The organism is Pseudoxanthobacter sp. M-2 (genome assembly GCF_046156265.1).
In the GTDB taxonomy this organism is placed as follows: domain Bacteria; phylum Pseudomonadota; class Alphaproteobacteria; order Rhizobiales; family Segnochrobactraceae; genus CAMDHY01.
The window spans coordinates 424,067-451,023 of sequence record NZ_JAWDIR010000033.1; the positions used below are offsets into that span (position 1 = coordinate 424,067).

At 70.2% G+C, this 26,957-nt stretch carries 23 protein-coding genes; 14 read left to right on the forward strand and 9 right to left on the reverse strand.

Features of this window, described 5'->3' with window-relative positions; all coding sequences use genetic code 11:
- Nucleotides 1–26: 26 nt before the first annotated feature.
- Nucleotides 27–1,541, forward strand: coding sequence for a hypothetical protein (locus RUR49_RS17085; RefSeq protein ID WP_409147588.1), 1,515 nt, complete (start codon nt 27–29; stop codon nt 1,539–1,541).
- Between the two features lie 482 nt (nt 1,542–2,023).
- Here the strand turns inward: RUR49_RS17085 and acs are convergent, their stop codons facing one another.
- Complete coding sequence (gene acs, locus RUR49_RS17090) at nt 2,024–3,970, reverse strand: acetate--CoA ligase (RefSeq protein WP_409147589.1); 1,947 nt, start codon at nt 3,968–3,970, stop codon at nt 2,024–2,026.
- 239 nt (nt 3,971–4,209) lie between these two features.
- Here acs and RUR49_RS17095 point away from each other — a divergent pair, with 239 nt between their 5' ends.
- Nucleotides 4,210–4,509 carry a BrnT family toxin gene (locus RUR49_RS17095; protein WP_409147590.1) on the forward strand — a complete coding sequence of 100 codons (300 nt, stop codon included), beginning with the start codon at nt 4,210–4,212 and terminating at the stop codon, nt 4,507–4,509.
- 25 nt (nt 4,510–4,534) lie between these two features.
- The gene (locus RUR49_RS17100) at nt 4,535–4,753 is read left to right on the forward strand and encodes a BrnA antitoxin family protein (protein ID WP_409147591.1); all 219 of its coding nucleotides are present in this window, start codon (nt 4,535–4,537) and stop codon (nt 4,751–4,753) included.
- 28 nt (nt 4,754–4,781) lie between these two features.
- On the opposite strand, the gene RUR49_RS17105 is transcribed toward RUR49_RS17100, so the two are convergent.
- A complete protein-coding gene (locus RUR49_RS17105; protein WP_409147592.1) occupies nt 4,782–5,606 on the reverse strand; it encodes an alpha/beta fold hydrolase in 825 nt (274 codons plus the stop codon).
- Between the two features lie 209 nt (nt 5,607–5,815).
- Between RUR49_RS17105 and RUR49_RS17110 the strand changes: the two genes are divergently transcribed.
- A complete protein-coding gene (locus RUR49_RS17110) occupies nt 5,816–6,505 on the forward strand; it encodes a hypothetical protein (protein WP_409147593.1) in 690 nt (229 codons plus the stop codon).
- Between the two features lie 131 nt (nt 6,506–6,636).
- Here the strand turns inward: RUR49_RS17110 and RUR49_RS17115 are convergent, their stop codons facing one another.
- The gene (locus RUR49_RS17115; RefSeq protein WP_409147594.1) at nt 6,637–7,233 is read right to left on the reverse strand and encodes a hypothetical protein; all 597 of its coding nucleotides are present in this window, start codon (nt 7,231–7,233) and stop codon (nt 6,637–6,639) included.
- 504 nt (nt 7,234–7,737) lie between these two features.
- Here RUR49_RS17115 and RUR49_RS17120 point away from each other — a divergent pair.
- The 6 genes from RUR49_RS17120 (at nt 7,738) to RUR49_RS17145 (ending at nt 14,364) form a co-directional block, all read left to right on the forward strand.
- Complete coding sequence (locus RUR49_RS17120; RefSeq protein ID WP_409147595.1) at nt 7,738–9,009, forward strand: aspartate aminotransferase family protein; 1,272 nt, start codon at nt 7,738–7,740, stop codon at nt 9,007–9,009.
- Nucleotides 9,006–9,959 carry an ornithine carbamoyltransferase gene (gene argF, locus RUR49_RS17125; RefSeq protein WP_409147596.1) on the forward strand — a complete coding sequence of 318 codons (954 nt, stop codon included), beginning with the start codon at nt 9,006–9,008 and terminating at the stop codon, nt 9,957–9,959. The genes RUR49_RS17120 and argF overlap by 4 nt, the downstream gene beginning before the upstream one ends.
- Nucleotides 9,960–9,981: 22 nt before the next feature.
- Complete coding sequence (locus RUR49_RS17130) at nt 9,982–10,995, forward strand: Hsp33 family molecular chaperone (protein WP_409147697.1); 1,014 nt, start codon at nt 9,982–9,984, stop codon at nt 10,993–10,995.
- 92 nt (nt 10,996–11,087) lie between these two features.
- Nucleotides 11,088–12,374: an efflux RND transporter periplasmic adaptor subunit gene (locus RUR49_RS17135; protein WP_409147597.1), complete on the forward strand. Its 1,287-nt coding sequence runs from the start codon at nt 11,088–11,090 to the stop codon at nt 12,372–12,374.
- An 8-nt stretch (nt 12,375–12,382) separates the two neighbouring features.
- Nucleotides 12,383–13,150, forward strand: coding sequence for an ABC transporter ATP-binding protein (locus RUR49_RS17140; RefSeq protein ID WP_409147598.1), 768 nt, complete (start codon nt 12,383–12,385; stop codon nt 13,148–13,150).
- Nucleotides 13,147–14,364 (forward strand): ABC transporter permease, encoded by a 1,218-nt coding sequence (locus RUR49_RS17145; RefSeq protein ID WP_409147599.1) that lies wholly within the window; start codon nt 13,147–13,149, stop codon nt 14,362–14,364. Before RUR49_RS17140 ends, RUR49_RS17145 begins: the two co-directional genes overlap by 4 nt.
- A 17-nt stretch (nt 14,365–14,381) precedes the next feature.
- On the opposite strand, the gene RUR49_RS17150 is transcribed toward RUR49_RS17145, so the two are convergent.
- The 3 genes from RUR49_RS17150 to RUR49_RS17160 form a co-directional block, all read right to left on the reverse strand.
- On the reverse strand, nt 14,382–14,681 hold the full coding sequence (locus RUR49_RS17150) for a type II toxin-antitoxin system RelE/ParE family toxin (protein ID WP_409147600.1): 300 nt from the start codon (nt 14,679–14,681) through the stop codon (nt 14,382–14,384).
- 4 nt (nt 14,682–14,685) lie between these two features.
- Nucleotides 14,686–14,961 carry a type II toxin-antitoxin system ParD family antitoxin gene (locus tag RUR49_RS17155; RefSeq protein ID WP_409147601.1) on the reverse strand — a complete coding sequence of 92 codons (276 nt, stop codon included), beginning with the start codon at nt 14,959–14,961 and terminating at the stop codon, nt 14,686–14,688.
- An 87-nt stretch (nt 14,962–15,048) separates the two neighbouring features.
- Nucleotides 15,049–15,684, reverse strand: coding sequence for an alpha/beta family hydrolase (locus RUR49_RS17160; RefSeq protein ID WP_409147602.1), 636 nt, complete (start codon nt 15,682–15,684; stop codon nt 15,049–15,051).
- Nucleotides 15,685–16,145: 461 nt separating this feature from the next.
- Between RUR49_RS17160 and RUR49_RS17165 the strand changes: the two genes are divergently transcribed.
- Both RUR49_RS17165 and RUR49_RS17170 read left to right on the forward strand, forming a co-directional pair.
- Nucleotides 16,146–18,137, forward strand: a complete 1,992-nt coding sequence (locus RUR49_RS17165) for a glycosyltransferase family 2 protein (RefSeq protein ID WP_409147603.1) — start codon at nt 16,146–16,148, stop codon at nt 18,135–18,137.
- A complete protein-coding gene (locus tag RUR49_RS17170) occupies nt 18,134–18,664 on the forward strand; it encodes a hypothetical protein (RefSeq protein WP_409147604.1) in 531 nt (176 codons plus the stop codon). The genes RUR49_RS17165 and RUR49_RS17170 overlap by 4 nt, the downstream gene beginning before the upstream one ends.
- Nucleotides 18,665–18,707: 43 nt before the next feature.
- On the opposite strand, the gene RUR49_RS17175 is transcribed toward RUR49_RS17170, so the two are convergent.
- Nucleotides 18,708–19,553 (reverse strand): c-type cytochrome, encoded by an 846-nt coding sequence (locus RUR49_RS17175; protein ID WP_409147605.1) that lies wholly within the window; start codon nt 19,551–19,553, stop codon nt 18,708–18,710.
- Nucleotides 19,554–19,661: 108 nt separating this feature from the next.
- On the reverse strand, nt 19,662–21,083 hold the full coding sequence (locus tag RUR49_RS17180; RefSeq protein ID WP_409147606.1) for a cation diffusion facilitator family transporter: 1,422 nt from the start codon (nt 21,081–21,083) through the stop codon (nt 19,662–19,664).
- A 210-nt stretch (nt 21,084–21,293) separates the two neighbouring features.
- On the opposite strand from RUR49_RS17180, the gene RUR49_RS17185 reads away from it, so the two are divergent.
- Both RUR49_RS17185 and RUR49_RS17190 read left to right on the forward strand, forming a co-directional pair.
- Nucleotides 21,294–23,639 (forward strand): mechanosensitive ion channel family protein, encoded by a 2,346-nt coding sequence (locus RUR49_RS17185; protein ID WP_409147607.1) that lies wholly within the window; start codon nt 21,294–21,296, stop codon nt 23,637–23,639.
- A gap of 155 nt (nt 23,640–23,794) precedes the next feature.
- A complete protein-coding gene (locus tag RUR49_RS17190) occupies nt 23,795–25,000 on the forward strand; it encodes a porin (RefSeq protein WP_409147608.1) in 1,206 nt (401 codons plus the stop codon).
- A 232-nt stretch (nt 25,001–25,232) separates the two neighbouring features.
- On the opposite strand, the gene serA is transcribed toward RUR49_RS17190, so the two are convergent.
- Complete coding sequence (gene serA / locus RUR49_RS17195; RefSeq protein WP_409147609.1) at nt 25,233–26,819, reverse strand: phosphoglycerate dehydrogenase; 1,587 nt, start codon at nt 26,817–26,819, stop codon at nt 25,233–25,235.
- Nucleotides 26,820–26,957 lie beyond the last annotated feature (138 nt).

Genomic DNA, 26,957 nt, shown 5'->3' on the forward strand with positions numbered 1-26,957 from the left:
GACCAATCGCCACGACTATGTGGCTGATGCTTACGATCGCGCTTCTTCCGGTCGTGTTCGCCCTCGTGGTACCGATGCTGCCGGAACTGGTCCAGCGGATCGAGAGGATCAAGTTCGGATCGTTCGAGGCCAGCATGGCGAGTGACCGCATCGCCGCTGGAACCGCCTCGGCGATCATCAGCGAACGGTCATCCCAGGAATTCGACTTTGATCTCGAAGCGTGGGCGAACTACGAGGAGCGCCGCGCGCGGAACCGGTTCATCGAGGAATTCTTCACCGGCAACACGTCGTCGGAGGACAACTTCGCGGTAGTCCACGACGCTCTGATCGGCCCCCTGTCGCAACTGCTGCAGTGCCAGAGGGTCGCCGGCGTTGGCCATCCGGAGAACATCATCCTGCTCGACCGGATGATCCTGATCTTGTCGGATCGGAAGGTGTTCGATGGAGTGCTGAAGACCGCCGCGCGACGCGAGGACGCCGGCCTGCCCTGGTCCTTCGCGCCCGGGCCGCCGGCGCGCGTGGTCATCGACGAGACGATCGCGGCTGTGGACCGCATCGAGGGCCTGCTGAAACTGACCGGCCATCTTCAGACGCACGCCTTCGCGCCCGGCCGGGAGGCGAGCGAGACGGCAAGCGACCCGTGCGGCGCGATCGCCCTTCGCGACGGCCTGCGCCGCGTCCACCTGACGGGGGATCCGGTGGGCCGGGTGGAAGGCGCTTTCCAGGATGGCCACCTCAGCGCGTTCGTCGCCACGTTGATCATTGTCCGCGGAGCGGGGACGGATGCCGCCCTGACGCGAGCGTCGCGCGAGCTGTGGCTCGTCACCGAGCGCAACGCGATCGACTTCGAAAATGGCCAAGCCGGTCTTTCACCGATCGAGGTCTTCAACGTGCGCTGGATCCTCGGGCGGGCGATGCTGCGCGCGCGCTGGGACGTGGAGGCCGTCCATGCCCAACTCGACGGTGCGCGCGTCGCCGTCTACTGCATGATGAAGGCGATGCGCACCGAACGTGCAGACGACGACGTCAGCAATTCCCCGTGTCAGGGATGGCGGACGAAGAAGCAGGCCAACAGCGACAGCAATGCCTATGCGATCGCCCTCGGCGAATCGTTCCGCCCGCTCGTCCTGACCGATATGCTCATGCTGGCGCATCAGTACAGCCTGGAGGGGTTGATGGTTCCGCCGGAGACTGCGGATCGCGCGCGAAAGGCGAGCGAGGCCTTGGCCAAGTTCGCCGACGAGTGGAGCGGGTTTTCCGATCATGCGGACCCTACAACCAATCGGCGAAACCGAATACTCGCCAACGCGATCGCGAGCGTTCAGATGTTCAGCATCGTCAATGCAAACGACGAAAACATTCTCGATGAACCAACATGCAGACGGGCCGGACGCAGAATGGAAAGAGTCTTGAAATTCTGGGAAGACGAGGAGGAAGTGTCGAGGCTTAGGGGTGAAATCGGCAGCCATGCTTTGCCATGGATGCTGGCGCAGAAGTACACGAAATACATCAAGGCCACATGCAAGGCGGTCGAGGATTGAAGGGATATCGGCGTGGTCGTTCGGTGCCAGATTCTTTGGGGCAAAGTTCTCCACCCCGGTCAGAGCGGCGTCCGCCCGCCTTTGGGCACAGCGGCGTGTCCGGCTTACGCGAGAGGCCGGGAGCGGCGCGGCAACTCGCGATGCCCCGCCGCTCCACATGCCGCGACTATGGCATGCCCGTCGCTAGGCTCACGGAGGTCCGCCCGTCTGCAGATTCTGCGCGGTGGCAAGAATCGGAGCGAGCGTCACGGTGAGCGTGACGGCGAGCAGCCACATCGCCGTGAGCAGTCTGGTCATGACCAAGCCCTCTCTCGGTTGATGGCAACGGCCTCAGGATACCACGCCCACCCCCAGTGAAACAACCTAAGAGAGCTGTGCAACCAAATACAACCAAAAATCAGCCCTGCGCTGAAATCAGGTTGTCCGGTGCTGTTGCCGGTGGCTGCAAAGAGGCCCGGGCGCAGGCCTCCGGATCAGCTTCCCTACCCCGCCTTGCGGTTCTGCCGGTTGCCGATGAGGTCGTCGACGACGCCCGGATCTGCCAGCGTCGAGGTGTCGCCCAGCGCGTCGAACTGGTCTTCGGCGATCTTGCGCAGGATGCGGCGCATGATCTTGCCGGAGCGGGTCTTCGGCAGGCCGGGGGCGAACTGGATGAGGTCGGGCGAGGCGATCGGGCCGATCTCCTTGCGCACCCAGGTGACGAGCTCCTTGCGCAGCTCCTCGCTGGGCTCGATGCCGGTCATCAGCGTCACGTAGGCATAGATGCCCTGGCCCTTGAGGTCGTGCGGATAGCCGACGACGGCGGCCTCCGACACCTTCGGGTGGGCGACCAGCGCCGACTCGATCTCCGCCGTGCCCATGCGATGGCCGGAGACGTTGATGACGTCGTCGACGCGCCCGGTGATCCAGTAATAGCCGTCGGCGTCGCGCCGGCAGCCGTCGCCGGTGAAGTAGGCGCCCTTGTAGGTCGAGAAGTAGGTGGTGACGAAGCGCTCGTGGTCGCCATAGACGGTGCGCATCTGCCCCGGCCACGAGTCGGTCAGGATGAGGTTGCCCTCGCAGGCGCCCTGGAGCTCCTTGCCCTCCGCGTCGACCACCGCCGGCTGCACGCCGAAGAACGGCCGCGTCGCCGAGCCGGGCTTCAGCGCCGTCGCGCCGGGCAGCGGCGTGATCAGGATGCCACCGGTCTCGGTCTGCCACCAGGTGTCGACCACCGGGCAGCGGGCGTCGCCGACGACGTTGTAGTACCAGAGCCAGGCTTCCGGATTGATCGGCTCGCCGACCGAGCCGAGAATGCGCAGGCTCGAGCGTGAGGTCTTCTTCACCGGCGCGTCGCCGGCGCCCATCAGGGCGCGGATCGCCGTCGGCGCGGTGTAGAAGATGTTGACCTTGTGCTTGTCGATGACTTCCCAGAACCGGCTGTTCGTCGGCGAAGTGGGAATGCCCTCGAACATCAGCGTGGTGGCGCCGTTCGCGAGCGGCCCGTAGACGATGTAGGAGTGGCCGGTGACCCAGCCGACGTCGGCCGTGCACCAGTAGATCTCGCCCGGGCGGTAGTCGAAGACGTACTGGTGCGTCATCGACGCATAAACGAGATAGCCGCCGGAGGTGTGCAGCACGCCCTTCGGCTGGCCGGTCGAGCCGGACGTGTAGAGGATGAACAGCGGGTCCTCGGCGTTCATCTCCGCCGGCGGGCACTCGGCGGCGACGTTCTCGGCCGCCTCGTCGTACCAGACGTCGCGACCGGGGGTCATCGACACCTTGCCGCCGGTGCGGCGCACGACGATGACGGTCTTGCAGCCGGTGACCTTCTCGAGCGCCGCGTCGGCGTTCGCCTTCAGCGGCACCGGCCGGCCGCCGCGCAGGCCCTCGTCGGCGGTGATCAGCAGCTTCGAGCGGCAGTCGGCGATGCGGCCGGCGAGGCTGTCGGGCGAGAAGCCGCCGAACACCACGGAATGGATGGCGCCGATGCGCGCGCAGGCGAGCATCGCATAGGCCGCCTCGGGGATCATCGGCAGGTAGATCGTCACCCGGTCGCCCTTGGCGACGCCGTGCGCCTTCAGCACGTTGGCGAAGCGGCTGACGTGTTCCTTCAGCTCGCGGTAGGTGATGACCTTGTGATCTTTCGGGTCGTCGCCTTCCCAGATGATCGCCGGCTGGTCGCCCTTCGTCGCGGCATGGCGGTCGACGCAGTTGGCCGAGACGTTCAGCGTACCGTCCTCGAACCAGCGGATTGCGACGCGGTGCGGGTCGAAGGAGGTGTTCTTCACCTTCGTGTAGGGGCGGATCCAGTCGATGCGCTTGCCGTGCTCGCCCCAGAAGCCGTCGGGGTCGCGGATCGAGCGCTCATACATCGCCCGGTAGCCGGCCTCGTCGACGAGGGCGGAGGCGGCGACGTCCGCCGGCACGGGGATCACGGTGTCGGTCATCGAGGGCTCCTCCCCACGGCACCGTTTGCGGCGCCCCTTCAGTCTCGTTTGGGCGAATTATATGCGCGGCGCGCGCACGGCCGTCCACCGCTGCGGGGCTCGACTTTGGTCGCGCGTGCGCCTTGGCCGCAACCCTCGCCCTTCGCGGCGTCGATGTCCTTGCGGCGGATCAAGAGGGGTGCAACGTCCGACCTTGCAAAGCGTGTACACGGATGTGTACTATGGCCAAGGGGGCTGTGATGGATGACCTGTTCTTCGAATGGGACGAGGAGAAGGCCGCCTCGAACCTGTCGAAGCACGGGGTTTCATTTCTCGCAGCCGCTGCGATTTTCGATCATGAGGTTATCGACCGCATCGACGATCGCGAGGACTACGGCGAGTTACGGCACGTCGCGCTCGGCCGGTGCGGGTCGACGGTTCTCAGGGTGGTCTACACGTGGCGGTCAGAGCAGACGATCCGCCTGATCTCGGCACAGAAGGCAGGGCGCCATGAGCGGGAAATCTACTATCGTTCGATCTTCGGCGCGCGAAGTCCGTGAGCGGCTGGCCGGCGGCGAAACAGGCGTGCGGGACGATGCTCCCGAGGCCGCGTCCCTGGGTGCCGAGTTCTGGGCGAGCGCGCGCGTCGTCGTGCCGCCGGGCAAGGCGTCGGTGCACCTGCGCGTCGATCAGGACGTGCTCGACTGGTTCAAGGCTCAGGGGAGTGGCCACCTCACCCGCATGAACGCCGTGCTGCGTGCCTACTATGAGGCGCACTATGAGGCGCACAAGCCGAAGGGGTGAGCGCCAACGCCGCGAGAGGTCCGTCCCATCACCCCCGCGCCGCCGCGACGAAGTCGGCGAGCTCGCGGTCGAAGCGCTCGGGGTCCTCGAGGAATGGCGAGTGGCCTGCGTCCGCGAAGACGGACAGCCGCGCGCCCGGCCACAGGCGCGCGTGGTGCTCGGCCATCGTCGTCAGCGTGACGCGGTCGCGGCCGCCGTGGACGACGAGGCCGGGCAGGTCGAGGCGGGCGATCAGGTCGTCGTTGTCGAGCGGCGGTCGCTTGAACAGGCCGCGGCGCACAAACGGCGGCACCATCGCGTTGTAGCCGAGCATCAGGCAGAATTCCTCCGCGCTCGGTTCCTCCGCCATGCAGGCGCGGATGAAGCCCGACAGCGCCGCGACGCTCTCGGCCGCGTCGTCGGAATAGAACCCGCCGAGCAGCGGCAGGAACGCGTCGCCGCGGAACTTCAGCATCTCCGCCCCGATCTTCGACGAACCGGCGACCATGACGAAGCCGCCGAGCGCGGCGCCGCCGGCGAGGCGCAGATAGTCGAGCGTGACGATGGTGCCGTAGGACCAGCCGACCACCACCGGCCGGTCGAGGGCGAGCGCGTCGATGACGGCGGCGACGTCGGCTGCCCACAGCGCGCCGTCGTCGTAGCCGGTCTCCGGCTTGTCGGAGAGGCCGTGGCCGCGCAGATCGAGGCGGACGAGGCGGTGGCCGGCGAGACGGCCGTCGTCGAACTGGCGGCGCCACGAGAGCCGGCCCTGGCTGAAGCCGTGCAGGAAAAGGATCGGCGGCCCGGCCGGATCACCCGCTTCCTCGACGTGGAGGCCGCAGCCGCCGCCCCCGATCACCCTGTGCGTGCGCATCCCGCCTCGCTGATTCCGCATCGTCCGCCACAATAGCGACGCGGTGTGGCGCTCATCGTCAAGCGGCCGGTGCGTCCGGCCGGGCGCGACCGTTGCGTTTTCCGTGCCCCGGCCTAATGTCCGCCCGCGGTGCGCGATCGGGGGCGGTCGGCGGACCGGCCCACTCCGTGCCGCCGGGGGCGGCGCAACCCTTTCAGGAGCCTACCTCCATGAAGATCGCATTCCTGGCGGCCTCGCTCGGGCTCGCCGTCGCTTCGACGTCGGCGTTCGCCCAGGACGCTGCCGCGCCCGCCGCGCCGGCGCCGCAGGGCGGCCCGCCGATCCAGCTGATGTTCGTCCAGCAGGCCGACGGCATGACGTTCGACGGCGACCGCACGCTGACGCTGACCGGCGTCGCGCCGGCCACGACGTTCTTCTCCGACCGGCCGCAGCGCATGGTCGGCCACATCAACCAGGACCATTTCGTCAAGCTGTGGGGCGCCGAGAAGGACGGCTTCAAGGCCGATCCGCCGAACGCCGCGCTCTCCCTCGTCAACGACAACGGCCAGCCGATCGTCATCGAGATCGAGGACGTCGAGGCGGCGTCCGCCGATTCGCTCACCTACACGATCAGCGTGCTCGAGGGCGAGTTGCCGGCGACCGGCGGCCCGGTGGCGCTGTTCATCGACCCGTGGGTCGCGCACGGCGGCGGCTGGGGTGGCGGCTGGCATGCCGGCGGCTGGGGCTATCACGGCCCGGGCTGGGGCGGTGTCGCGGCCGGTGTGGCCGTTGGTGCCGCGGCTGGCGCGGCGATCGGCGCGGCGGCGGCTTCGCCGACCGTCGTGGTGGCACCGCCGCCGGTCAACTGCGCCTACAGTCCCTATTACAACCAGCCCGTCTGCAAGGGCGTGGTGTACTGAGCCTTACCCACGGCGCATCCGCGACATGACGTCAGGGCCCCCGCTTCGGGGGCCCTGTTCGTTTCCGGAGAGCCCGGCCCCCGCTTCTCGGGGGCCCTGTTCGTTTCAGGCCGCCGCGGCGGGCGCGGACGTCACTGGTGCAGCTTCAGCGCCATCGCCTCGATGTAGGTGAGCTGGAAGAGATCGCCCGGCTGCACGCCGGCCATGTCGCCGGCGACCTCGTCGTTCGCCGCCGGCATGATGCGCACCAGGCCGTCGGCGCCCTTGAACATCACCGTGCGGGCGGCCGGGTCGACCTCCACCAGCATGGCGTTCTCCACCACCTGCGTGGCGAAGAAGTTCTGCGGCAGGGCCACGCCGAACACCGAGGCGTCGACGACGTCGGTATCGAGGCGGCCGATGGTGCCCGTCTGCGCCTTCTCGAGGTCGATGATCGTGCCCGGCACGACGGAGACGTCGACGTGGTCGTTCGGGCGCACCTGCTCGAGGCCGACGACGAAGGGCGCCACGGCGTAGGCGAACTGGTTGCCGTTCTGCGCCTTGACGATCACTTCGCGCGTCGGCAGGTCGACCTTCACCACCGTGACGATGAAGGACTGCACCGCCACCGTCCCGATGCCCGGGAGCGTCAGCGAGGTGACGGCGGCGAGCGCGGCGGAGGCGCCGCCGGCGAGAAGGGCGGCGGCGAGGGCGACGGCGACGCGGCGGCGGGCGGGCTTCATCGGCATGGTTGGTCCTCGTGCGATGGTGGCGGGGGGCGAATGCTGCCGCCATCAAGCAACCGCGCGGCGGGCCGTCAATCGATTCGGCGCACCGAGACGCGGGTGCGATGTTTGCCGCGGTCCCTCTCTCTCGGCATCTCTTCGGTCTCCCTCCCGAACCATCCCCCTCGGGGGTCATTCCCGGGCTTGTCCCGGGAACCCATCCCTCACCGCGTGCACTCCGCCCAACGCCGTCGCCCCGTTAGCGGCGGCGTCGCGTGGGTTCCCGGGACAAGGCCGGGAATGACCCCATGAGAGGGCGGCGAAAGAAGGATCGCGGCTGCCCGCGCATCTCTCCATGCAAACTACCCCACCATTGACAGACCAGCCCCCCTGCGGCTTAAAGGTCGCGTGGACGTGCCGCCTCCCGGGGCGGCACGATTTGTTTTCGGGGGCCCGTCGCCGCCGGCGCCTCGACCGACGCGGCTGATCCCCGGAGTTCTCACGAGCCGGAGCGAGAGGCCCGCGGCCATGTCCAGCGGCAACACTGCCAAGATCGAGACCGTCCCCACCGCTGCGCCCCTCGGCGCGGCGTCGGAGCACCTGTTCCGCACCTTCGCGCGCGTCGATCTCGCCTTCGAGCGAGGCGAGGGTGCGTGGCTGGAGGGTTCCGACGGGCGACGCTATCTCGACTTCGGCGCCGGCATCGCGGTGAACGCGCTCGGCCATTCCCATCCCCACCTCGTCGCGGCGCTGCAGGAGCAGGCGGCGAAGGTCTGGCACGTCTCCAACCTCTACCGCATCCCGGATGGCGAGAAGCTGGCCGACCGGCTGACGGCGGCGAGCTTCGCCGACCGCGTCTTCTTCACCAATTCCGGCGCCGAGGCGCTGGAGGCGGCGATCAAGACCGCGCGCCACTACCAGTATGCGGAAGGCCGCCCAGAGCGGTTCCGCATCATCACCTTCGAGGGCGCCTTCCACGGCCGCACGCTCGCCACCATCGCCGCCGGCGGCCAGGAGAAGTACCTCGAGGGCTTCGGCCCGAAGGTCGAGGGCTTCGACCAGGTGCCGTTCGGCGACCTCGCGGCGGCGGAGAAGGCGATCGGGCCGGAGACGGCGGCGATCCTCGTCGAGCCGATCCAGGGCGAGGGCGGCATCCGCCCGGCGCCGGCCGGATTCCTGAAGGGGCTCAGGGCGCTGTGCGAGAAGCACGGGCTGCTGCTCGTCTATGACGAGGTGCAGTGCGGCATGGGGCGCACCGGCAAGCTGTTCGCCTACGAGTGGCCGGGCGTCGCCCCGGACATCCTCGCCACCGCCAAGGGCATCGGCGCCGGCTTCCCGCTCGGCGCCTGCCTCGCGACCGATGCCGCGTCGGCCTCGATGACGCCGGGCACCCACGGCACCACCTTCGGCGGCAATCCGCTGGCGATGGCGGTCGGCAACGCCGTGCTCGACGTCGTGCTGGCGCCGGGCTTCCTCGACCAGGTCGTCGACACTGGGCTTCTCCTGAAGCAGCGGCTGGCGTCGGTGGTCGATTCCCACTCCCGCGTCTTCGAGCTCGTGCGCGGCGAGGGCCTGATGCTCGGCCTGAAGGCGCGCCCGCCCGCCGGCGAGGTGATGGCGGCGCTCCGCGCCGAGGGGCTGCTCTCGGTCGCCGCCGGCGACAACGTCGTCCGCCTGCTGCCGCCGCTCACCATCGGCGAGGCCGAGCTCTCGGCGGCGATCGAGCGGATCGAAGCGGCGGCCGTGCGCGTCGAGGCGGCGCTCGACGCGGCGGCGAGGCCCGCGGAGGGCGCGTCGTGACGGGGACGACACCGGCCGCGCGGCACTTCCTCGACATCGACGCGATCCCGGCGATCGAGCTCCGGCGCATTCTCGACGACAGCCGGCGGATGAAGGCGGAGCGCGCCGGCAAGCGGCGCATCCCGCCGTCCGGCGAGGGCCCGCTCGCCGGCCTCGTGCTGGCGATGGTGTTCGAGCGGCCGTCGACCCGCACGCGCGTCTCCTTCGACGTCGGCATGCGCGAGCTCGGCGGCGAGACGATCATGCTGACCGGTGCCGAGATGCAGCTCGGCCGCGGCGAGACGATCGCCGACACGGCGCGCGTGCTGTCGCGCTTCGTCGACGCCATCATGATCCGGATCCTGGACCACGCCGCCCTCGTCGAGCTCGCCGAGAACGCCACGGTGCCGGTGATCAATGGGCTGACGAAGGTCTCCCACCCCTGCCAGATCATGGCCGACGTGCTGACCTTCGAGGAGCACCGCGGGCCGATCGCCGGTCGCAAGGTGGCCTGGGCGGGAGACTACAACAACGTCCTGCAGTCGTGGATGCACGCCTCCGCGCCGCTCGATTTCGAGCTGCGCATCGCCACGCCGCCGGAGCTCGCGCCGCCGGCCGATCTCGTCGCCGCGGCGCGTGCCGCCGGTGGCCGCATCGTCGTCACCACCGACCCCTACGAGGCGGTCGACGGGGTCGACTGCGTCGTCACCGACACCTGGGTGTCGATGGGCGACAAGGAGCGCGAGCGCCGCCACAACCTCCTGAAGCGCTATCAGGTCGACGAGCGCCTGATGGCGGCGGCGGCCAAGGACGCGATCTTCATGCACTGCCTGCCGGCGCACCGCGACGAGGAGGTCACGGCCGCCGTCATGGACGGGCCGCAGTCGGTGGTGTTCGACGAGGCGGAGAACCGCCTGCATGCCCAGAAGGGCATCCTCGCCTGGTGCCTCGCCGACGCGGTGGCCCGGTGAGCCGGGCGGTGAGCGGAGCACGCTGTTGACGGACGTGGATGTGACGGGCGCCGAGGCGGCCCCTGGTGACCTGGTGCTGCCGTTTTCGGTGGCGCCGCTCGACGTGCGCGGCCGCGTCGTGCGGCTCGGGCCGGCGGTCGACGCCATGCTCGCCCGCCACGCCTATCCGCCGGCGGTGTCGCGGCTTCTCGGCGAGGCAATCGCGCTGACCGCGCTTCTGGGCGCGTCGCTGAAGTTCGACGGCCGCTTCTCCCTGCAGACCTCCACCGACGGGCCGGTCGACCTCATCGTCGTCGACTTCTCCACGCCGGACGCGCTGCGCGCCTACGCCCGCTTCGACGCCGACCGTGTCGCGGCGGTGGCGGAGGCGACCAGCGCCGGCAGCAAGCCCGACGCCGGCCTGCTGATCGGCAAGGGCCATCTCGCGATGACCGTCGACCAGGGCACGGCGGCGAGCCGCTACCAGGGCATCGTGCCGCTCGACGGCGACGGGCTCGAGGCGGCTGCGCACCGCTATTTCGAGCAGTCCGAGCAGATCCCGACGCGGGTGCGCCTCGCCGTCGCCGAGGTGATGAGCCGTCGCCCCGGCGAGGCCCCGGCGCACGCCTGGCGAGCCGGCGGCATCCTCGTGCAGTTTCTCCCTGAGGCGCCCGACCGCCTCGCCCACCGCGACCTCGATCCCGGCGACCGCCCGGAGGGCGACGACGAGAACGAGGTGTCCGACGATGCCTCGGACGACGATGCCTGGGTGGAAGCGCGCGCCCTCGTCGAGACCGTCGAGGACATCGAGCTGACCGACCCGGACGTGACGCCGGAGCGGCTGCTCTACCGGCTCTTCCACGAGCGCGGCGTTCGTGTCTTCGATCCGCAGCCGCTCGCCGACCGCTGTCGCTGCTCGCGCGAGCGCGTCTTCGGGGTGCTGAAGGGCTTCTCGCCCGAGGAGCGTGCCGAGATGGTCGTCGACGGGGCGATCGAGGTAACCTGCGAGTTCTGCTCGACGCGCTACCGCTTCGCGGCGGAAGAGGTGATCGACTGAGGCCCGCACCGCCGTAGGGATTCCCCGGCGGCTGCGTATAGAATGGGTCGGCGGCCGGCAGTCCCGGCCGGGCCGCTCGACGGAGCGCCCCGATGTCGTCGACCCGCACCTTTCTTCGTTTCGCCGTGGTGATCGCCGCGCTCGCCGGCGCCGGCTTCGCCGTCGTTCAGGCCGTCGGCGGACCCGAGCAGACGCCCGCCCGCTACCGCACCGATGCCGCGACGCGCGGGCCGATCGAGGCCGCCGTGCTCGCCACCGGCACGCTCGCCCCCGTTGTCACCGTCCAGGTCGGCAGCCAGATCTCCGGCCAGATCATCGCGCTCGAGGCCGACTTCAACTCCGCCGTGACGAAGGACCAGGTGATCGCCCGCCTCGACCCGGCGAGCTACCGTGGCAAGCTCGACCAGGCGGAAGCGGATCTCGCGGTGGCCGAGGCGACGATCAGCGCCAAGGCGGCGGCGATGGCAGCCGCCGAGGTGGACGTTCGCACCGCCCGCAATGCGCTGGCCGACGCCGAGCAGACCCACGACCGCACCCGACGCCTGTCGGTCGCCGGCCACGCCACCGAGCGCCAGCTGCAGCTCGACGCCTTCAGCCGCTTGCAGGCCGAGGAGGCGATCGGCAAGGCCGAGGCGCAGATCCGGATGGCCGAGGCCGACCTCGCCGTGGCGCGCGCCCAGGTGGAGCAGAAGCGGGCGGCCGTGGCCATCGCCCGCACCGACCTCGACCGCACGGTGATCCGCTCGCCAGAGACCGGCGTCGTCGTCAACCGGCAGATCGACATCGGCCAGACGGTGGCGGCGAGCCTGCAGGCGCCGATCCTGTTCGAGATCGCCCGGGATCTCCGCGAGATGCGGCTCGAGGCAAGCGTCGACGAGGCCGACATCGGCCGCGTCGTCCCCGGCCAGGCCGTCACCTTCACCGTCGACGCCTTCCCCGACCGCAGCTTCGAAGGCGTCGTCGAGCAGATCCGCAAGGCGCCGACGGTGGTCTCCAACGTCACCACCTATACGGTGGTGGTGGCGACCGCGAATCCCGACATGGACCTCTTGCCGGGCATGACGGCGAGCGTGCGCATCGTCGAGGCGCGCCGCGAGGACGTCCTCAAGGTACCGGCCGCGGCGCTGCGCTTCCGCCCCGAGGGCGCGCGGCGGGGCGGCGCTAATGCCGCCGCCGACGGCGCCGCCAAGGCGTCGGGCCCGGCGGTCTATGTGCTCGGCGCCGGCGGCGAGGCCGTTCGCCGGCCGGTCGAGACGGGCCTCGTCAGCGATGGCTTCGTCGAGGTGACGTCCGGCCTCGAGCCGGGCGAGGCGGTGATCGTCGGCGCCGACGGGGCGGACGGCAAGCCGCGCCGGCCGCGCTCGATGTTCGGCTTCTGAGCCGCGCTATGTCCGGCCGAGGTTCCGCACCCGCCATCGTCGCCGCCGAGGCGATCGGCAAGCGCTACCGCACCGGCGCCGTCGAGGTGGCGGCGCTGGTCGACGTCTCGTTCACCGTCGCGCCCGGCGAGTTCGTCGCGGTGATGGGTCCCTCCGGCTCCGGCAAGTCGACCCTGATGAACGTGCTGGGCTGCCTCGACCGGCCGACATCCGGCCGGCTCCTGATCGGCGGTGCCGACGTGGCGACGCTCGACGCCGATGCGCTGGCGGAGCTGCGGCGCCGGACTGTCGGCTTCGTCTTCCAGTCCTTCAACCTGATGCCGCGGCTGTCGGCGCGCGACAACGTCGCGATGCCAACCGTCTATGCCGGGCTGCCGGTGCGTGAGCGCAAGCGCCGGGCGGAGGCGCTGCTTGCCGCCGTCGGCCTCGCCGACCGTGGCCACCATCGCCCGACCGAGCTCTCCGGCGGCCAGAAGCAGCGCGTCGCGATCGCACGGGCGCTGGTCAACGACCCGAAGCTCATCCTCGCCGACGAGCCGACCGGCGCCCTCGACAGCCGCACCGGCCTCGAGATCCTGGCGCTCCTGCAGAAGCTCAACCGCGAGGACGGGCGCACGGTGGTGCTCGTCACCCACGATCCCGGCATCGCCCGCCATGCCGGCCGGGTGCTGCGCTTCCACGACGGCCGCCTCGTCGCCGACGAGCGCACCGACGCGCCGCTCGACGCGAGGACGGAGCTCGCCGCCCTGCCGCCGCCAGCGGAGGCCGCGGCATGACGGTGCTCGACAGCCTGCGGGCGGCGATCGCAGCCCTTGGCGCCAACCCGCTCCGCAGCGTGCTGACGACGCTCGGCATCATCATCGGTGTTGCCGCCGTCATCGTCATGGTGGCGATCGGCTCCGGCGCCCGCTCGCGCGTCGATGGCGTCATCCAGAGCCTCGGCTCGAACCTCATCCAGGTGCTGCCGGGCGCGCGCAGCTTTTCCGGCGTGCGCGCCGCCTCCAACCTCATCACCGAGCGCGACGTGCCGGCGATCCGCGCCGGCGCGCCCGACGCCGTGCTGATCGCCCCGTTCGTGCGCGGCACCTCGCAGATCATCGCCGGCAACCAGAACTGGCCGACCACCGCCTTCGGCGTCACCGACGAGTTCTTCGCCGCGCGCGAGTGGTCGATCGGCGAGGGGCGGCTGTTCGAGCCGACGGAGATGCGCGGCGGCAAGGTGGTGGTGCTCGGCGCCACGGTGGCGCGCGAGATGTTCCCCGACGGCTCGCCGATGGGCCAGGTGGTGCGGGTCAACCGGGTGCCGTTCACCGTCGTCGGCGTGCTCGCCGAGAAGGGCCAGACGCCGTTCGGACAAGACCAGGACGACGCGGTCTTCGTGCCGCTCGACACCGCCCGCCAGCGCCTGTTCGGCCGCTTCGCCAGCCGTCCCGACATGGTCGACGGCATCACCGTGAAGGGCGCCTCATCGGAGACGCTTGGCAAGCTCGAGGCGGACCTGCACGAGGTGCTGAGCGAGCGCCATCCGCCGACCGACGCCGGCGAGGGCTACAACATCCGCAACCTCGGCCAGCTGCTCGAGGCGCAGGCGAGCACCTCGCGGGTGCTGGCGCTGCTGCTCGCCGCCGTCGCCTCGATCTCGCTGGTCGTCGGCGGCATCGGCATCATGAACATCATGCTCGTCTCGGTGACCGAGCGGACGCGCGAGATCGGCCTGCGCATGGCGGTCGGCGCACGGCGGCGGGATATCCTGTCCCAGTTCCTCGTCGAGTCGGTGGTGCTGGCGTTCGCCGGCGGGCTGATCGGCGCGGCGCTCGGCATCGGCGCCTCGGTGGCGATCGCGCGGGCGGCCGAGTGGCCGGTGCTGGTGGAGCCGTCCGCGGTGGCGCTCGCCTGCGGCTTCGCGGCGGCCGTCGGCGTGTTCTTCGGCTACTACCCCGCCCGCAAGGCGAGCCGCCTCGATCCGATCGAGGCGCTCCGGTACGAATAGTGACAGCAGGCGCCGTTTCAGTCGAATTCACCGCGCCAGTTTCGACCGGCATAGAAGACGCCGAGAATGGTGACGGTATCGTTTTCCACCATGTAGGTGATGGTTGCACGGCCGCGATAGACGAGTGCGCGGACGCCGCGTTCCGGTTTTCCAACCGGCGTCCCGCGGCGCGGGAAATCCGCAAGACCGTCGCAGTGACGTTCAAGCCCGCCCACGAAGGCTTCTGCTGTCTCGACCGACGAACCCTCTGCAACGAACCTCAAGATGGCGGCGAGATGATCTTCTGCGTCAGGCGTATAGACGACGCGATGGGCCATCGGCCTACGGTCGGCTTCTCAGGATTTGCAGCTCCTCGGCGATGCGGGCACGGACTTGCTCCCCAGACCGCGCCTTCTCCGGATGTGCCTTGATGTCGTCCTGCGCCGGGTAGACGACCTCCTGCAGCCACGACTCGAAGGACTCTTCGCGCTGTTCGAGCGCGATCAGGCTCTCGTGGATGACGTCGGCTTCGGATTTGAAGCGCTCGCCGTCCACCTTGGCCCGAAGCTTGGCCAACAAGTCGGCCGGGAGCATGACTTCGTCGGGCGTAGTCGTCATCGCGATCGTCCCTCCGATGGTGACGACACGCTACTGCGAAACGTAGCCCCAGTGAAGGCAGCGCCAGCATATCCGCCGGATCTGCCCCTACCCCAGCACCCCCGCCGCCGCCTTTGCCGCCGCCTCGATGTTGCCGTTCCACGTCGCCGGCGACGCGCCTGTCGGGGCGAGGTCGTGGTTGCCGTTCTCGCTCCAGACGATCGTGACGAGCGGCGGCAGCGTGTAGGTCGCCACCTCCTTCTCGTCGCCGTAGGGGTCGCGGGTACCCTGCACGATGAGGGCCGGGATGCGCAGTGCCTTCAGGGGGCCGAGGCGCAACTTCTCCGGCTGGCCGGTCGGGTGGAAGGGGTAGCCGAGGCAGACGACGGCCTTCACCCGCGAGTCGAGGTCCGGCAGCCCGCCGACCATCGCGGCGACGCGCCCACCCATAGACTTGCCACCGATCAGGACCGGCCCCTCGCTCTCCGCCAGAACCGTCTCGAGTGCCGCGGTGAACTCCGGCACCACCGTCTCGGCCTTCGGTGGCGGCCGGCGCACGCCGTCGATCCGGCGCTGCGCCATGTAGCCGAACTCGAAGCGGACGACGTCGAGCCCCGCCTTGGCGGCGTGGACGGCGAAGCGCTGCATGAACTGGGTGTCCATCGCGGCACTCGCCCCGTGGGCGAGCACGAGCGTGCCGCGGCGCGGCGGGACGGCGGCATCGCGCAGGAACGATTGGCTCACGTCTCGGTCTCCCCCTCGGCTGCGGCACGTGCCCCGATGGCTGCGACGGGATCGTCGCGGCACCATTCCACCGGAGCCGTTCGCGCCGGAACCCTTAGCAGGCCGGCTGGGGCGAGAGAACGGCGCGCGCGGGGGACCCGTGGCGCTTCGCGTCAAAGATTCTCATGTGACGCCCGACAGCCCCCGATTGCACGGGCCGCCTCCGTCTGCCACACTTCGAGCCAGCGTATGGGGGGATGCGCGTGGAGGCGTGGCGGCACAGTTCCGGCAGGCCCGGGCAGGGGGGTGTCGTGCGCGGCGCCGTCCGCAGGCGCCTCGGCATCGGCGCCATTCCTGCCCTCGGCGCGGACGCTCCACCGCCCGGTTCCCCATCGACACGTCGCGCGACGACCCATCTTCAGCAGCCCCGTGCGCCGACGGCTGACGTACCCCCGACGTCCGTGCCGGACGCCGAGCTCTCGATGTTCGCGCACGGCGAATTCGCGCTCGCCGGACCCGCGTCCGCGCCCCCGACGCAGCTCGACCGGATGGCCGCGGCCCTCGGCGTCGGCGTCGCAACGGCCGAGGATCTCGCCGCCGGCGCCGGACGCCTCGTCCGCGTCGACCGACCCGACGGCGAGGCGGTGACGCTGATCGCCGTCGGCTACGGCGAGAGCGGCCCGATCCTGGCGGTTCCCGCCAATCCGGCGCGGCTCGGGGACCTCGCGCGCATTCTCGCGGTGGAGCCGGCGGCCGCGCGGCGCATTCGTCTCGCCGATCCGGACGCTTTCGCCGCCGCCCTCGCCGCCGCCGATGCCGCCGCGGTTGCCGATCCAGACACGCCGGACGATGCGCATGACGGGGTCACGTCGGGCGCCTCGGAGGGGGAAGTCGACGACCCTCGGCCGTGGAACAGACCCGCGGCTTCGCCCGACACCCTGCGCCGTCCGGCGCTGCGCGTCGTCGGCACGCGGCGCGTCGAGGCGGCGCTCGACGGCTTCCGGGCCGCCGCCGGCGGCTGCGGGGCCGAGCGGACGGTGACGGCCCGGCAACTGGCCGCCCTAGGGGCGATCATCGCAGTCGCAATCGGGGCGGCAACCCTCGCCCCGGCGACGATCACCGGACTGACGGTCTGCCTGGTCGCCATCTGTTTCGTCGGGTTCGCGGCCCTGCGCGTGGCGGCGGCGATCGGTGCGGTGGGAGGCGGCTTCCAGCCGCCGGCCCTGCCTCTGGCCGACATCGACCTGCCCGTCTACACGGTGCTGGTGCCGCTGCACCGCGAGGCGCGCGTCGTGCCGCGGCTCTTGCCGGCGCTCTGTGCGCTCGACTACCCGGCCGACAAGCTCGACCTCAAGCTCCTCCTCGAGGCGAGCGACCGCGAGACGATCGCCGCCGTCGAGCGCCACCCGCTCGCCCATCGCTTCGACGTCGTGACGGTGCCGAAGGTCGGGCCGCTCACAAAGCCGAAGGCACTCGGTGTCGGCCTGACGCTCGCCCGCGGCAGCCTGGTGACGATCTTCGACGCCGAGGACCGCCCCGATCCCGACCAGTTGCGCCGCGCCGCCGAGACCTTCGCCGCCGCCGGCCCCGCGCTCGCCTGCGTGCAGGCGCGGCTCGCCACCGACCACGCCGGCGACACTTGGGTGACGGCGATGTTCGCGCTCGAATACGCCATGCTGTTCGACGCGGTGCTGCCCTGGCTCGCCAGCCACCGGCTGCCGTTCCTGCTCGGCGGCACCTCCAACCACTTCTCCAGGTCGGCGCTGCTGGCGGTTGGCGGCTGGGATGCCTTCAACGTCACCGAGGACGCCGACCTCGCGGTGCGCCTCGCGCGCCGCGGCTACGCCTCGACGGTGATCGCCTCGACCACCCACGAGGAGGCGCCGCTCGAGGTGGCCGCATGGCTGAAGCAGCGCTCGCGCTGGTACAAGGGCTGGCTGCAGACGGCGCTCGTTCACGGGCGGGACCTCCGCGGCCTCACCCGCGGCGTCGGCATCGACGGGCTGGTGGCGCTGGGGCTGCAACTGATCGGTGCTCTCGTCACCGTCGTCGCCTATCCGGTCTCCTGGTTCCTCGTCGCCGGCTACACCGTCGGCGCGCTGCCGTTCGGGCCGGACGGCAGCTTCGCCGACGACCTGCGCTTCGCCCTCGTCGTCACCGCCTTCTTCGGCGGCCAGGCGGCGATGGCGCTCCTGGCGCTCGCCGCACTCAGGATGCGGCCGAACGCCATCCGGCCGCTCGCGCTCATCTGGCTGCCCTTCTACTGGTGGCTGCACGCCTTTGCGCTGGCGCTCGCCGTCATCGACCTCGTCCGCCGCCCGCACTTCTGGGCGAAGACCGAGCACGGGGTGGCGAAGCGCCCGGCAGGCCGACGGGGCGGGCCCGCGCCAGCGCAGGGGTGCGAGGGCTCTGGCGTGGGCGCGGTCTCGGCGTCACACTCGCCCCGAAGAATCGAGGGGGAGGAACCCGCATGATCGATCTCGGGAAAGTCGCGGGCCGGATTTCGGCACTGCTGTTCGTGATGGTGCTGGCCGGTGGCCTTGCGGCGGCAACCGCGGTCGCCGCCGAATCCCGTCCCGATGCGTGTCCGAAGGGTGACGTCTGTCCCGCGACCGGCCCGGCACCTGCAAATGCGGCCGCGAGCAGCGGCAAGCCGCGACCCTCGGTGGAGACCCCCGTCCGGGAGCCCGCCGCCAGGAACAGCAAGTCGCTGCGCTGGAACATCCAGAACCGCACTGGCCGGAGACTCGAGCTGCAATTCTATTCGGCGGATCGGAACTGGGTTTGGCCGAGTTCGAACCGCGTCTATCTCCTGCCGGACAGCCAGCGCTATTCGATCAACATCAGCTGCCGGAAGAACGAGAAGATCTGCTATGGCGCCTGGCTGGCGAGCAACACCCGGACCTACTGGGGCGTGGGCTATCGCGGCAGGCAGAGTTGCCGTGGGTGCTGCTACATCTGCGGGCGCGGGCAGACACCCCTGATCAAGCTCGTCTGGTGAGGCCGGCGTCGGCCGCCGCCCTCCCGTCGCAACCGCTTTCCGATCACTCCACCGCGGGCACCGTGCGCAGGTAGGCGACGATGTCGGCGACGTCGGCCGCCTTCAGCTTCGCATAGAAGCCGTAGCCCATCGGCGGCTTCAGCTTGGCGCCGTCACGGCCGATGCCCTCGGTGATCGCTCGCGCGATCTCCGCGTCGGTCCAGTCGCCGAGGCCCTTCGCGGTGATGTTCGGCGCCACCGAGACGCCCCACGGGCCCGGGAACTCCATCCCGCCCGCTCCGTATCCGCTCGCGAACTCCGGCTCGCCGTGCGGGCCGCGGCTGGTGTGGCATTCCATGCAGTGGCCGATGCCGACGAGGTATTTGCCGCGACCCTCCGGGGTGGAAAGATCGGTGGCAGTGGCCGGCTGTTCGAAGCCGGGCGGCGGCTCGGCGCGGATGATCTGGCGGTAGTCCGGCGGCGGTACGGCGTGTTCCACCGGCGCGACGGTGCGCAGGTAGGCCACCAGCGCATCGAGGTCGGTGGGCGTCATCACGCGATAGAAGGCGGAGGGCATGATCGGCGCGAGCGGCACGCCGTCCGGGCGGACGCCACCGACGATCGCCGTCTTGAGCTCCGCGTCGCTCCACGCGCCAACGCCGGTGGCCATGTCTTGGGTAATGTTGGAGGCGTGCGCCGTGAACGGTGGCGCCTCGAACTTTGTGCCGCCGGCGAGCGTCATGCCCACCTCAGGCCCGTTCGGCCCCATCGGCGTATGGCAGTTGCCGCAGGCGAGGATCGAGTTGACGAGATAGTCGCCGCGCTCAAGCGGCGTCTCCGCGGCGGCGGGCAGGACGGTTACGGCGAGCGTGGCGGCGACGAAGGCGGCCCAGGGCCGGGGTGCGCTCATTTGTCTTGATTCTCCGCGCAGGGGCGGGAGCGGTCTAGCGCCGCGGCGCGAGCTTTTCCAATTCGAACTCGGTCGCTCTCTTCCAATCTTCGTGAACGGCGGGCCGGCTCAGGCCCGCGGCTCGGCGTGGACGATCATCCGCCGGACTTCGGGGACGCGGCGTCGGAAGCCGCGCTCGAGCGCGTCGACGGCGTCGTGCACCTCGGCGACGGTCTGGCCGGGCTGCGCGAAACAGTGGCAGGTGACGAACAGCCCCTCGTCGTTCACCCGCACCCGCACGTCGTGGACGAAGGCAAGCCGCCCGGTCTCGGCGGCGAGCTCCGACAGGATGCCCGAGAACGTCATGCGGGTGACGGCGCCGGCGTCGCGCGCGCCGAGGCCCGCCGTCAGCATCGGCTCGATGTGGCTCTCCACCTCGATGTCCTCGCCGAGCTCGCGCCGCACCGCCGTCTCCAGGCCGCTCGCCACGTCGTGGGCGGTCGAGAAGCTCATCGCGCCGTCGACCTCGAGGTCGAGGCTGACGGAGAGCTGCTCGCCACTGTCGTCGGGTCTGGCGAGGTGCTGCACGGTGACGTGGTGGACGGCGAGGCCGCGCCGCGCCGCGATCAGCATCACCTTGTCGAACACCGTCTCGTCGTCGAGCGCCACCGGATGGGCGGTGACGGTGACGTCGGCGTTCGGATAGGCGCTGCGGATCGCCTCCTCGAAGCGCGCCTTGATGGCGTCGACGCGGTCGAACGGCAGCGTCCGGCGGACGGTGACGTCGACGGCGGCGAACAGCGTGGCGCCCGACAGGCGCACCCGCGCCCGCTTCAGGGCCAGCACGTCCTCGCTGTCCTCGGCGAGCTTCTCGATCGTCTCGACGACGCCGGCGGGCGCCGTGTCGACGAGCGTGTCGATGGTGCGGCGGGCGAGGCGGATGCCGTTCCAGCCGATGAAGCCGGCGATGATCAGCGCCACCAGCGCATCGGCCGCCGGCAGGCCGAAATAGACGCCGGCGAGGCTGAGCAGCACCAGTGCCGAACTCACCATGTCGGTGGTGAAGTTGAGGGCGTCTGCCTCGAGCGCCTCCGAGCCGGTCTCCCGGGCGACGCGCTTCAGCATGCGGGAGCGGAAGAAGTCGGCGACGATCGAGACGACGAACAGGCCGGCGACCCACCACGTCACCTCGAACGGCTCGCCGCCATAGAAGAGCTGCTTGCCGGCCTCCACCACGAAGGCGATGCCGGTGGCGATCAGCAGCCCCGTTTCGATCAGGGCCGCGACGCTCTCGACCTTGGCGTGGCCGAAGTGGTGGTCGCTGTCGGGCGGCTTGTCGCCGACGCGCACGGCGTAGAACGTCAGCGCGCTGGTGCCGAGGTCGAGAACGGTCTGGGCCGCGTCGGAGAGGATCGCGAGGCTGCCGGTGGCGAGCCCGACGATGCCCTTGGCGATGGCGAGCACCAGCGACACGGCGATCGAGATCGCCACCGCGCGCTGCTTGCGCCGGCTCACCGCCGCGCCCTTGTGCGAGCCGTCCGCGCTCGTCATCGCCAGACACCGACCTTTGCAACAGGCGGCGCCGGGGGGACGGCGCCGCGCGCCGATTGACGGCCAGATGGTCTGCCTGTCAAGCGTCCCGGCCCTGTGCGCAGGCGGGCTCGGGAGAGGACGGCGAGTGCCCGGGAGGGCAAGCTCGGGGGGAACCCGATCGCGCTCCGGGGACTTTGCGTTGTGGGGATTTTAGGAGTTTTCGTCTCGATGCCGGTTGGTGCCCGTTCGCCTCTTCGCCTCGCCGTTTCCGTTTCGACGTGGTCTCGCCCGCTTCTCGGCCTGTTCGCCGTGGTGCTCCTTTCGGCACCGCTGCTCCTCGCCATCCCGACTTCGGCGCAGACGGTGCTGCCGCCCACCGCGCCCACAGAGACGACGACCGAGGCGGCGACGCCGTCGGCCGCCGAGGTCGACGCGCTGGTGGCCGAGATCGAGGACCCGGAGCGGCGGGCGGAGCTGGTGCAGCGGTTGCGGCTGCTCACCGCCGCACAAGGGGATGCCGCCCCCCAATCCTCCGCCGACTTTTCCTCCGTCGGGGCGGAGGCCGTGGCGTACGCCGCGTCGGTGTTCTCGGGCGTCGAAGAGGCCATCGGCCGGCTGGAGTTCGCCGTCACCGCCCTGCCCACTGTCGGGAACGAGGTCGTCGCGACCCTCTCCGATCCGGTGAAGCGCGTCGCTGCCCTGGACGGCGCGGCCCGCCTCGCCGGCGCGATCGCAGCCGCCCTTCTCGCCTGGTTCGTCGTCGCCTGGCTGCTCGGCCGGCTGCGCGACATGCTCGGCCGGCGGGCCGCGGGCGCTTCCTGGCCGGCGCGGGTGATGATCGCAATCACGCGGCTGGTGCTGGACCTGCTGCCGATCGGCGCCTTCGTCGCCGGCGGCTTCCTGGCGCTGGGCGCCCTGCAGCCGAGCCGCCCGGTGGAGGCGCTGGCGCTCACCATCCTCAACGCCGGCGCCGCCACGGGCGTGCTGTCGGCGCTGGTGCGCATGGTGCTCGCCCCGAAGACACCGGCGCTGCGGGCCGTGCCCGCCGGCGACGAGACGGCGATTCGCCTGCACAAGTCGCTGGTGCGCACCGCCGCCTTCGCGATCTGGGGCTACCTGTTCGTCGGCTCGCTCTGGCTGCTCGGGCTGACGCCGGCGGTGCGCTGGGGGCTGCTGTTCATCCTCGGCGTGCTGGTCGCCGTGGTGGCGATCCGCTTCGTGCTGCGCTGGCGCGCGCCGTTCGCGCTCTGGCTCTCTACCCACGTGCCCGACGGGCGCTGGTACTCGGCGCCGGCGCGGCGTCTCGCCGGCAACTGGCACCGCATCGCCATCCTCTACATCGTGCTGGTGACGGCGGTGTTCGCCCTGCAGATCACCGGCGGCTTCGTCTTCCTCGTCCGCGGCACGCTCGTCACCGTGCTGGTGCTCGCCCTGGTGCCGCTCCTCGCCAATCGCGCGGGAGCCGTCCTGGATCACTCCGACCTCGGCGTGCCAGTGCTGGCGACGCCGCGCGGCCAGCGCTACCGGGGGCTTCTGAAGCGGTTGGTGGTGGTGCTGCTGTGGATCGCCGGCATCGTCGCCCTGCTGGAGGGCTGGCACCTCGGCATCCTCGGCTTCGTGCAGTCGGATGCCGGGGCGACGCTGGTGGCGGTGCTGACGCGCATCCTCGTCGTCTTCGCCGGCGGCTTCATCGCCTGGGAACTCGCCAACATCGTGATCGAGGGCAAGCTCAACGCCGCCTCGCCGCGCAAGGCGCTCGGCCAGCGCGGCCGCACGCTGCTGCAGTTCCTGCGCAACGTCGTGATGGTGGTGATCCTGCTGATGGTGACGCTGATCGTGCTGTCGGAAATCGGCGTCGACATCGGCCCGCTGCTCGCCGGTGCCGGCGTCATCGGTCTCGCCGTCGGCTTCGGCGCGCAGACGCTGGTGAAGGACGTCATCACCGGCCTGTTCATCCTGATGGAGGACCAGGTGCAGGTCGGCGACGTCGTCGACCTCAACGGCAACGCTGGCGCCGTCGAGGCGATGACGATCCGCACCATCCGCCTGCGCGACTTCTCCGGCACCGTGCACGTCATCCCGTTCTCCAGCGTCGACCGGGTGAAGAACCTGACGCGCGGCTTCGCCTACTCGGTGTTCGATGTCGGCGTCGCCTACAAGGAGGACATCGACAAGGTGGCAGAGGTGCTGAAGCGGCTCGGCGAGGAGCTGCGCGCCGACCCGCAGTTCTCGCCGCTGCTCTTGGGCGACCTCGAGATCTTCGGCCTCGACTCGTTCGGTGCCTCGGCGCTCATCGTCAAGACGCGCATCAAGACGCTCGCCGGCAGCCAGTGGACGATCACGCGGGAGTTCAACGGCCGCATCAAGCGCGCCTTCGACGCCGAGGGCATCGAGATCCCGTTCAACTACCAGACGGTGACGCTGCCGACCGGCCCGGACGGCAAGACCATCCCGATCCCGCTGGAAGTCGTCGGACGGCGCCGGCCCGCGGCGGAACGCCCCGCCTCGGCGGACTTCCGGACCCCGCAGGCGCGCGGCGACGAGGCGCCGGCGACGCAGGTGGGCGGGGGCTGACGACACGGGACGTCGCAGTGGGCGATGCGGCGCGCCTCCTGCGGGGGGCTCGCCAGCGGACCGTTTCCTGCATCGTCATCGCCGCGTTACCTCGCTGGCGTTTCCTGCATCGCACCGGTGGCTCGGGCCGCCGCGCGCCCTCGCGAGGATACGCCATGCGCCGGATACTCCGCCGGACGAAGACGCTCGTTGCGGCCGCTGCCGCCTGTGCGGGAGCGGCGTCGCTCCCGCCGGCCCTTGCCGCCGACGTGCCCATGGCGGCCGAGCCGGTCGACTATGTTCGCGTCTGCGACGCCTTCGGTTCGGGCTTCCTGTACGTGCCGGGCACCGAGACGTGCTTCCGCGTCATGGGCCGGGTCCGCGCCGACTACCGCGTCTACGGCAGCGACCAGGCCTATGGCGGCCCCGGCTTCTATTCGAATTCTGCCGATGGCTATGTCTTCCGGGCGCGCGGCTACCTCTACCAGGATAGCCGCACCAACACCGAATACGGCCTGCTGCGCACCTACAGCGAGATCTGGTTCACCGTCGACACCAATGCCCCCGACACCGCCGTCTTCATCCGCAACGCCTATATCCAGTTCGGCGGCCTGACGGCCGGACGCGGCACATCGTTCTACGACCTTTACTTCGGCGATACCTTCAACACCGTCTTCAAGATGGCGGGGATGGGCAACCCGGACTTCGCCACCAACCTCGTCGGCTACACCGCCGACTTCGGCTCCGGCTTCTCGGCGACACTGGCGCTGGAAGACACGGTCTATCGCCAGTCCGGCATCCAGTCCGCCGCCGGCATCACCGACCAGGGTGGTGTGCGCGTTCCCGACGTCGTCGCCAACATCAACCTCAAGCAGGACTGGGGCGTCGCGCAGCTGATGGCCGCCACCCACGAGGTGCGCACCTCGACCGGCCGGGCCGACTCAGAGCTCGGCTACTCCGTCGGCGCCGGCCTCATCGTCAACCTGCCGATGATCGCCAAGGGCGACCGCATCGGTATCCAGGGCGGCTACGCCGACGGCGCGCTGATGTATGTCGGGCCGCAGGCACAGGGGCCGTCGGTGGTCGACGGCGTCGTCCGCAATGGCAACCTGAAGCTCACCAGCGCCTGGGCGATCGGCGCGAGCGGCATCCATTTCTGGACGGCGGACTGGTCGTCGGCGCTCGGCGCGTCCTACCTCGACGTGCAGGCGCCGAATCCCGGCACGGACTTCTCCAACATCGACCTGCAGGGCAACCTCGTCTTCCGCCCGGTGAAGGGCCTGCAGATCGGCACCGAGGTGGAGTGGAAGTACGTCCAGCCGGACAAGGGCGCCGACCGGAATGGACTGGTCGGGATGCTCCGGGTGCAGCGGGATTTTTGAAGTCTTCCTTCTCCGGACTTCGCCGACGATTGCGATCGTCTCCTTCTCCCAGCCTTGCTGGGAGAAGGTGCCCGAAGGGCGGATGAGGGCCGCGCGGAACGCGCGGAAGGGGCCGCTGACGCGCAACGGGATCGCCGCATTCCGGCACCCTGCGGGTGCCGGCCCTCATCCGGCCCTTCGGGCCACCTTCTCCCGCTGTCGCGGGAGAAGGGAAGGCCCCGCCTTCCTCGCCTCAGAATTTCAGCGGCTTCGCCTGGCGGACCAGCGGCAGCTTTTCCACTGTGGCGAGGATCTCGGCCGGGATCGGGCCGTCGACCTCGACGAGGCAGATTGCGTCCTCGCCCGGGCCGGTGCGGCCGAGGTTGAAGGTGGCGATGTTCACCCCGGCGTTGCCGAGCGTCATGCCGAGCGCGCCGATGAAGCCCGGCTTGTCCTCGTTCGTCACGTAGAGCATGTGCGGGCCGATCTCGGCCTCCATGTTGATGCCCTTGATCTGGATGAGGCGCGGCTTGCCGTCGGAGAACACCGTGCCGGCGACCGAGCGCTCCTGCGTGTCGGTCTTCACCGTCAGGCGCATGTAGCTCTCGTAGGCGCCCTGCTGCTCGCGGCGGACTTCTTCCACCTGGATGCCGCGCTCGCGCGCCAGCACCGGGGCGGAGACCATGTTGACGTCCTGCAGCAGCGGCCGGAACAGGCCGGCGAGTGCCGCCGCCGTCAGCGCGCGGGTGTTCATGCCGGCGACCGCGCCCTCGAACTCGATGCGCACGCCGGTGAGGCCGGTCTCGGTCAACTGGCCGGCGAACGAGCCGAGCTGCTCGGCGAGGCGGACGAACGGCACCAGCCGCGGCGCCTCTTCCGCCGAAATCGACGGCATGTTGAGGGCGTTGGTCACCGCGCCGTCGATCAGGTAGTCGGCCATCTGCTGGGCGACCTGCAGGGCGACGTTCTCCTGCGCCTCGGTGGTGGAGGCGCCGAGGTGCGGCGTGCAGACGAGGTTCGGCGCGCCGAACAGCACGTTCTCCTTGGCCGGCTCGGTCGAGAACACGTCGATGCCGGCGCCGGCGACCTTGCCCGAGTCGAGGGCGGCGCGCAGGTCCTCCTCGACGATCAGCCCGCCGCGGGCGCAGTTGACGATGTAGACGCCGTCCTTCATCGCCGCGATCGCCTTCGCATCGATGATGTTCTTCGTCTTCTCGGTCATCGGCGTGTGCAGCGTGATGAAGTCGGCACGGGCGAACAGCTCCGGCAGCTCCACCTTGTCGACGCCGAGGTCGAGCGCCCGCTCCTCCGACAGGAACGGGTCGTAGGCGACCACCTTCATCTTCAGGCCGATGGCGCGTTCCGCAACGATCGAGCCGATGTTGCCGCAGCCGATGATGCCGAGCGTCTTGGCGGTGAGCTCGACGCCCATGAAGCGGTTCTTCTCCCACTTGCCGGCCTGGGTGGAGGTGTCGGCGGCGGGCAGCTGGCGGGCCACGGCGAACAGCATCGCCACCGCGTGCTCGGCGGTGGTGATCGAATTGCCGAAGGGCGTGTTCATCACGATGATGCCCTTCGCCGTCGCCGCCGGGATGTCGACATTGTCGACGCCGATGCCGGCGCGGCCGATCACCTTGAGGTTCTTCGCCTCGGCGATGATCTTCGCCGTCACCTTGGTGGCCGAGCGGATGGCGAGGCCGTCGAACTGGCCGATGATCTCGGCGAGCTTGTCCTTGTCCTTGCCGAGCTCGGGCTCATAGGTGACGTCAACGCCGCGATCCTTGAAGATCTTCACAGCGGCGGGAGAAATCTGGTCGGAGATGAGGACTTTCGGGGCCATCGGGGCCTCCTGCTTTGACGAATGAAGAGGGTCGTCATCCCGGACAAGGGAGGCGAAGCCGACCGCCGATCCGGGACCCAGCGTCAGAGTCCGCGCCGGAGGCGCGGCTCAAGCGTCGCGCTTCGCGCGACAAGTCTT

Bases quoted from the DNA above. Each gene is read 5' to 3' on its own strand.
- RUR49_RS17155 (WP_409147601.1), bottom strand. From the start codon at position 14,961: ATGACGACTACGCCCGACGAAGTCATGCTCCCGGCCGACTTGTTGGCC.
- RUR49_RS17175 (WP_409147605.1), bottom strand. From the start codon at position 19,553: ATGAGCGCACCCCGGCCCTGGGCCGCCTTCGTCGCCGCCACGCTCGCC.
- RUR49_RS17115 (WP_409147594.1), bottom strand. From the start codon at position 7,233: ATGCCGATGAAGCCCGCCCGCCGCCGCGTCGCCGTCGCCCTCGCCGCC.
- RUR49_RS17150 (WP_409147600.1), bottom strand. From the start codon at position 14,681: ATGGCCCATCGCGTCGTCTATACGCCTGACGCAGAAGATCATCTCGCC.
- RUR49_RS17095 (WP_409147590.1), top strand. From the start codon at position 4,210: ATGGATGACCTGTTCTTCGAATGGGACGAGGAGAAGGCCGCCTCGAAC.
- RUR49_RS17085 (WP_409147588.1), top strand. From the start codon at position 27: ATGCTTACGATCGCGCTTCTTCCGGTCGTGTTCGCCCTCGTGGTACCG.
- acs (WP_409147589.1), bottom strand. From the start codon at position 3,970: ATGACCGACACCGTGATCCCCGTGCCGGCGGACGTCGCCGCCTCCGCC.
- RUR49_RS17190 (WP_409147608.1), top strand. From the start codon at position 23,795: ATGCGCCGGATACTCCGCCGGACGAAGACGCTCGTTGCGGCCGCTGCC.
- RUR49_RS17120 (WP_409147595.1), top strand. From the start codon at position 7,738: ATGTCCAGCGGCAACACTGCCAAGATCGAGACCGTCCCCACCGCTGCG.
- RUR49_RS17105 (WP_409147592.1), bottom strand. From the start codon at position 5,606: ATGCGCACGCACAGGGTGATCGGGGGCGGCGGCTGCGGCCTCCACGTC.
- RUR49_RS17170 (WP_409147604.1), top strand. From the start codon at position 18,134: ATGATCGATCTCGGGAAAGTCGCGGGCCGGATTTCGGCACTGCTGTTC.
- serA (WP_409147609.1), bottom strand. From the start codon at position 26,819: ATGGCCCCGAAAGTCCTCATCTCCGACCAGATTTCTCCCGCCGCTGTG.
- RUR49_RS17110 (WP_409147593.1), top strand. From the start codon at position 5,816: ATGAAGATCGCATTCCTGGCGGCCTCGCTCGGGCTCGCCGTCGCTTCG.
- RUR49_RS17140 (WP_409147598.1), top strand. From the start codon at position 12,383: ATGTCCGGCCGAGGTTCCGCACCCGCCATCGTCGCCGCCGAGGCGATC.
- RUR49_RS17165 (WP_409147603.1), top strand. From the start codon at position 16,146: ATGTTCGCGCACGGCGAATTCGCGCTCGCCGGACCCGCGTCCGCGCCC.
- RUR49_RS17135 (WP_409147597.1), top strand. From the start codon at position 11,088: ATGTCGTCGACCCGCACCTTTCTTCGTTTCGCCGTGGTGATCGCCGCG.
- RUR49_RS17185 (WP_409147607.1), top strand. From the start codon at position 21,294: ATGCCGGTTGGTGCCCGTTCGCCTCTTCGCCTCGCCGTTTCCGTTTCG.
- RUR49_RS17145 (WP_409147599.1), top strand. From the start codon at position 13,147: ATGACGGTGCTCGACAGCCTGCGGGCGGCGATCGCAGCCCTTGGCGCC.
- RUR49_RS17180 (WP_409147606.1), bottom strand. From the start codon at position 21,083: ATGACGAGCGCGGACGGCTCGCACAAGGGCGCGGCGGTGAGCCGGCGC.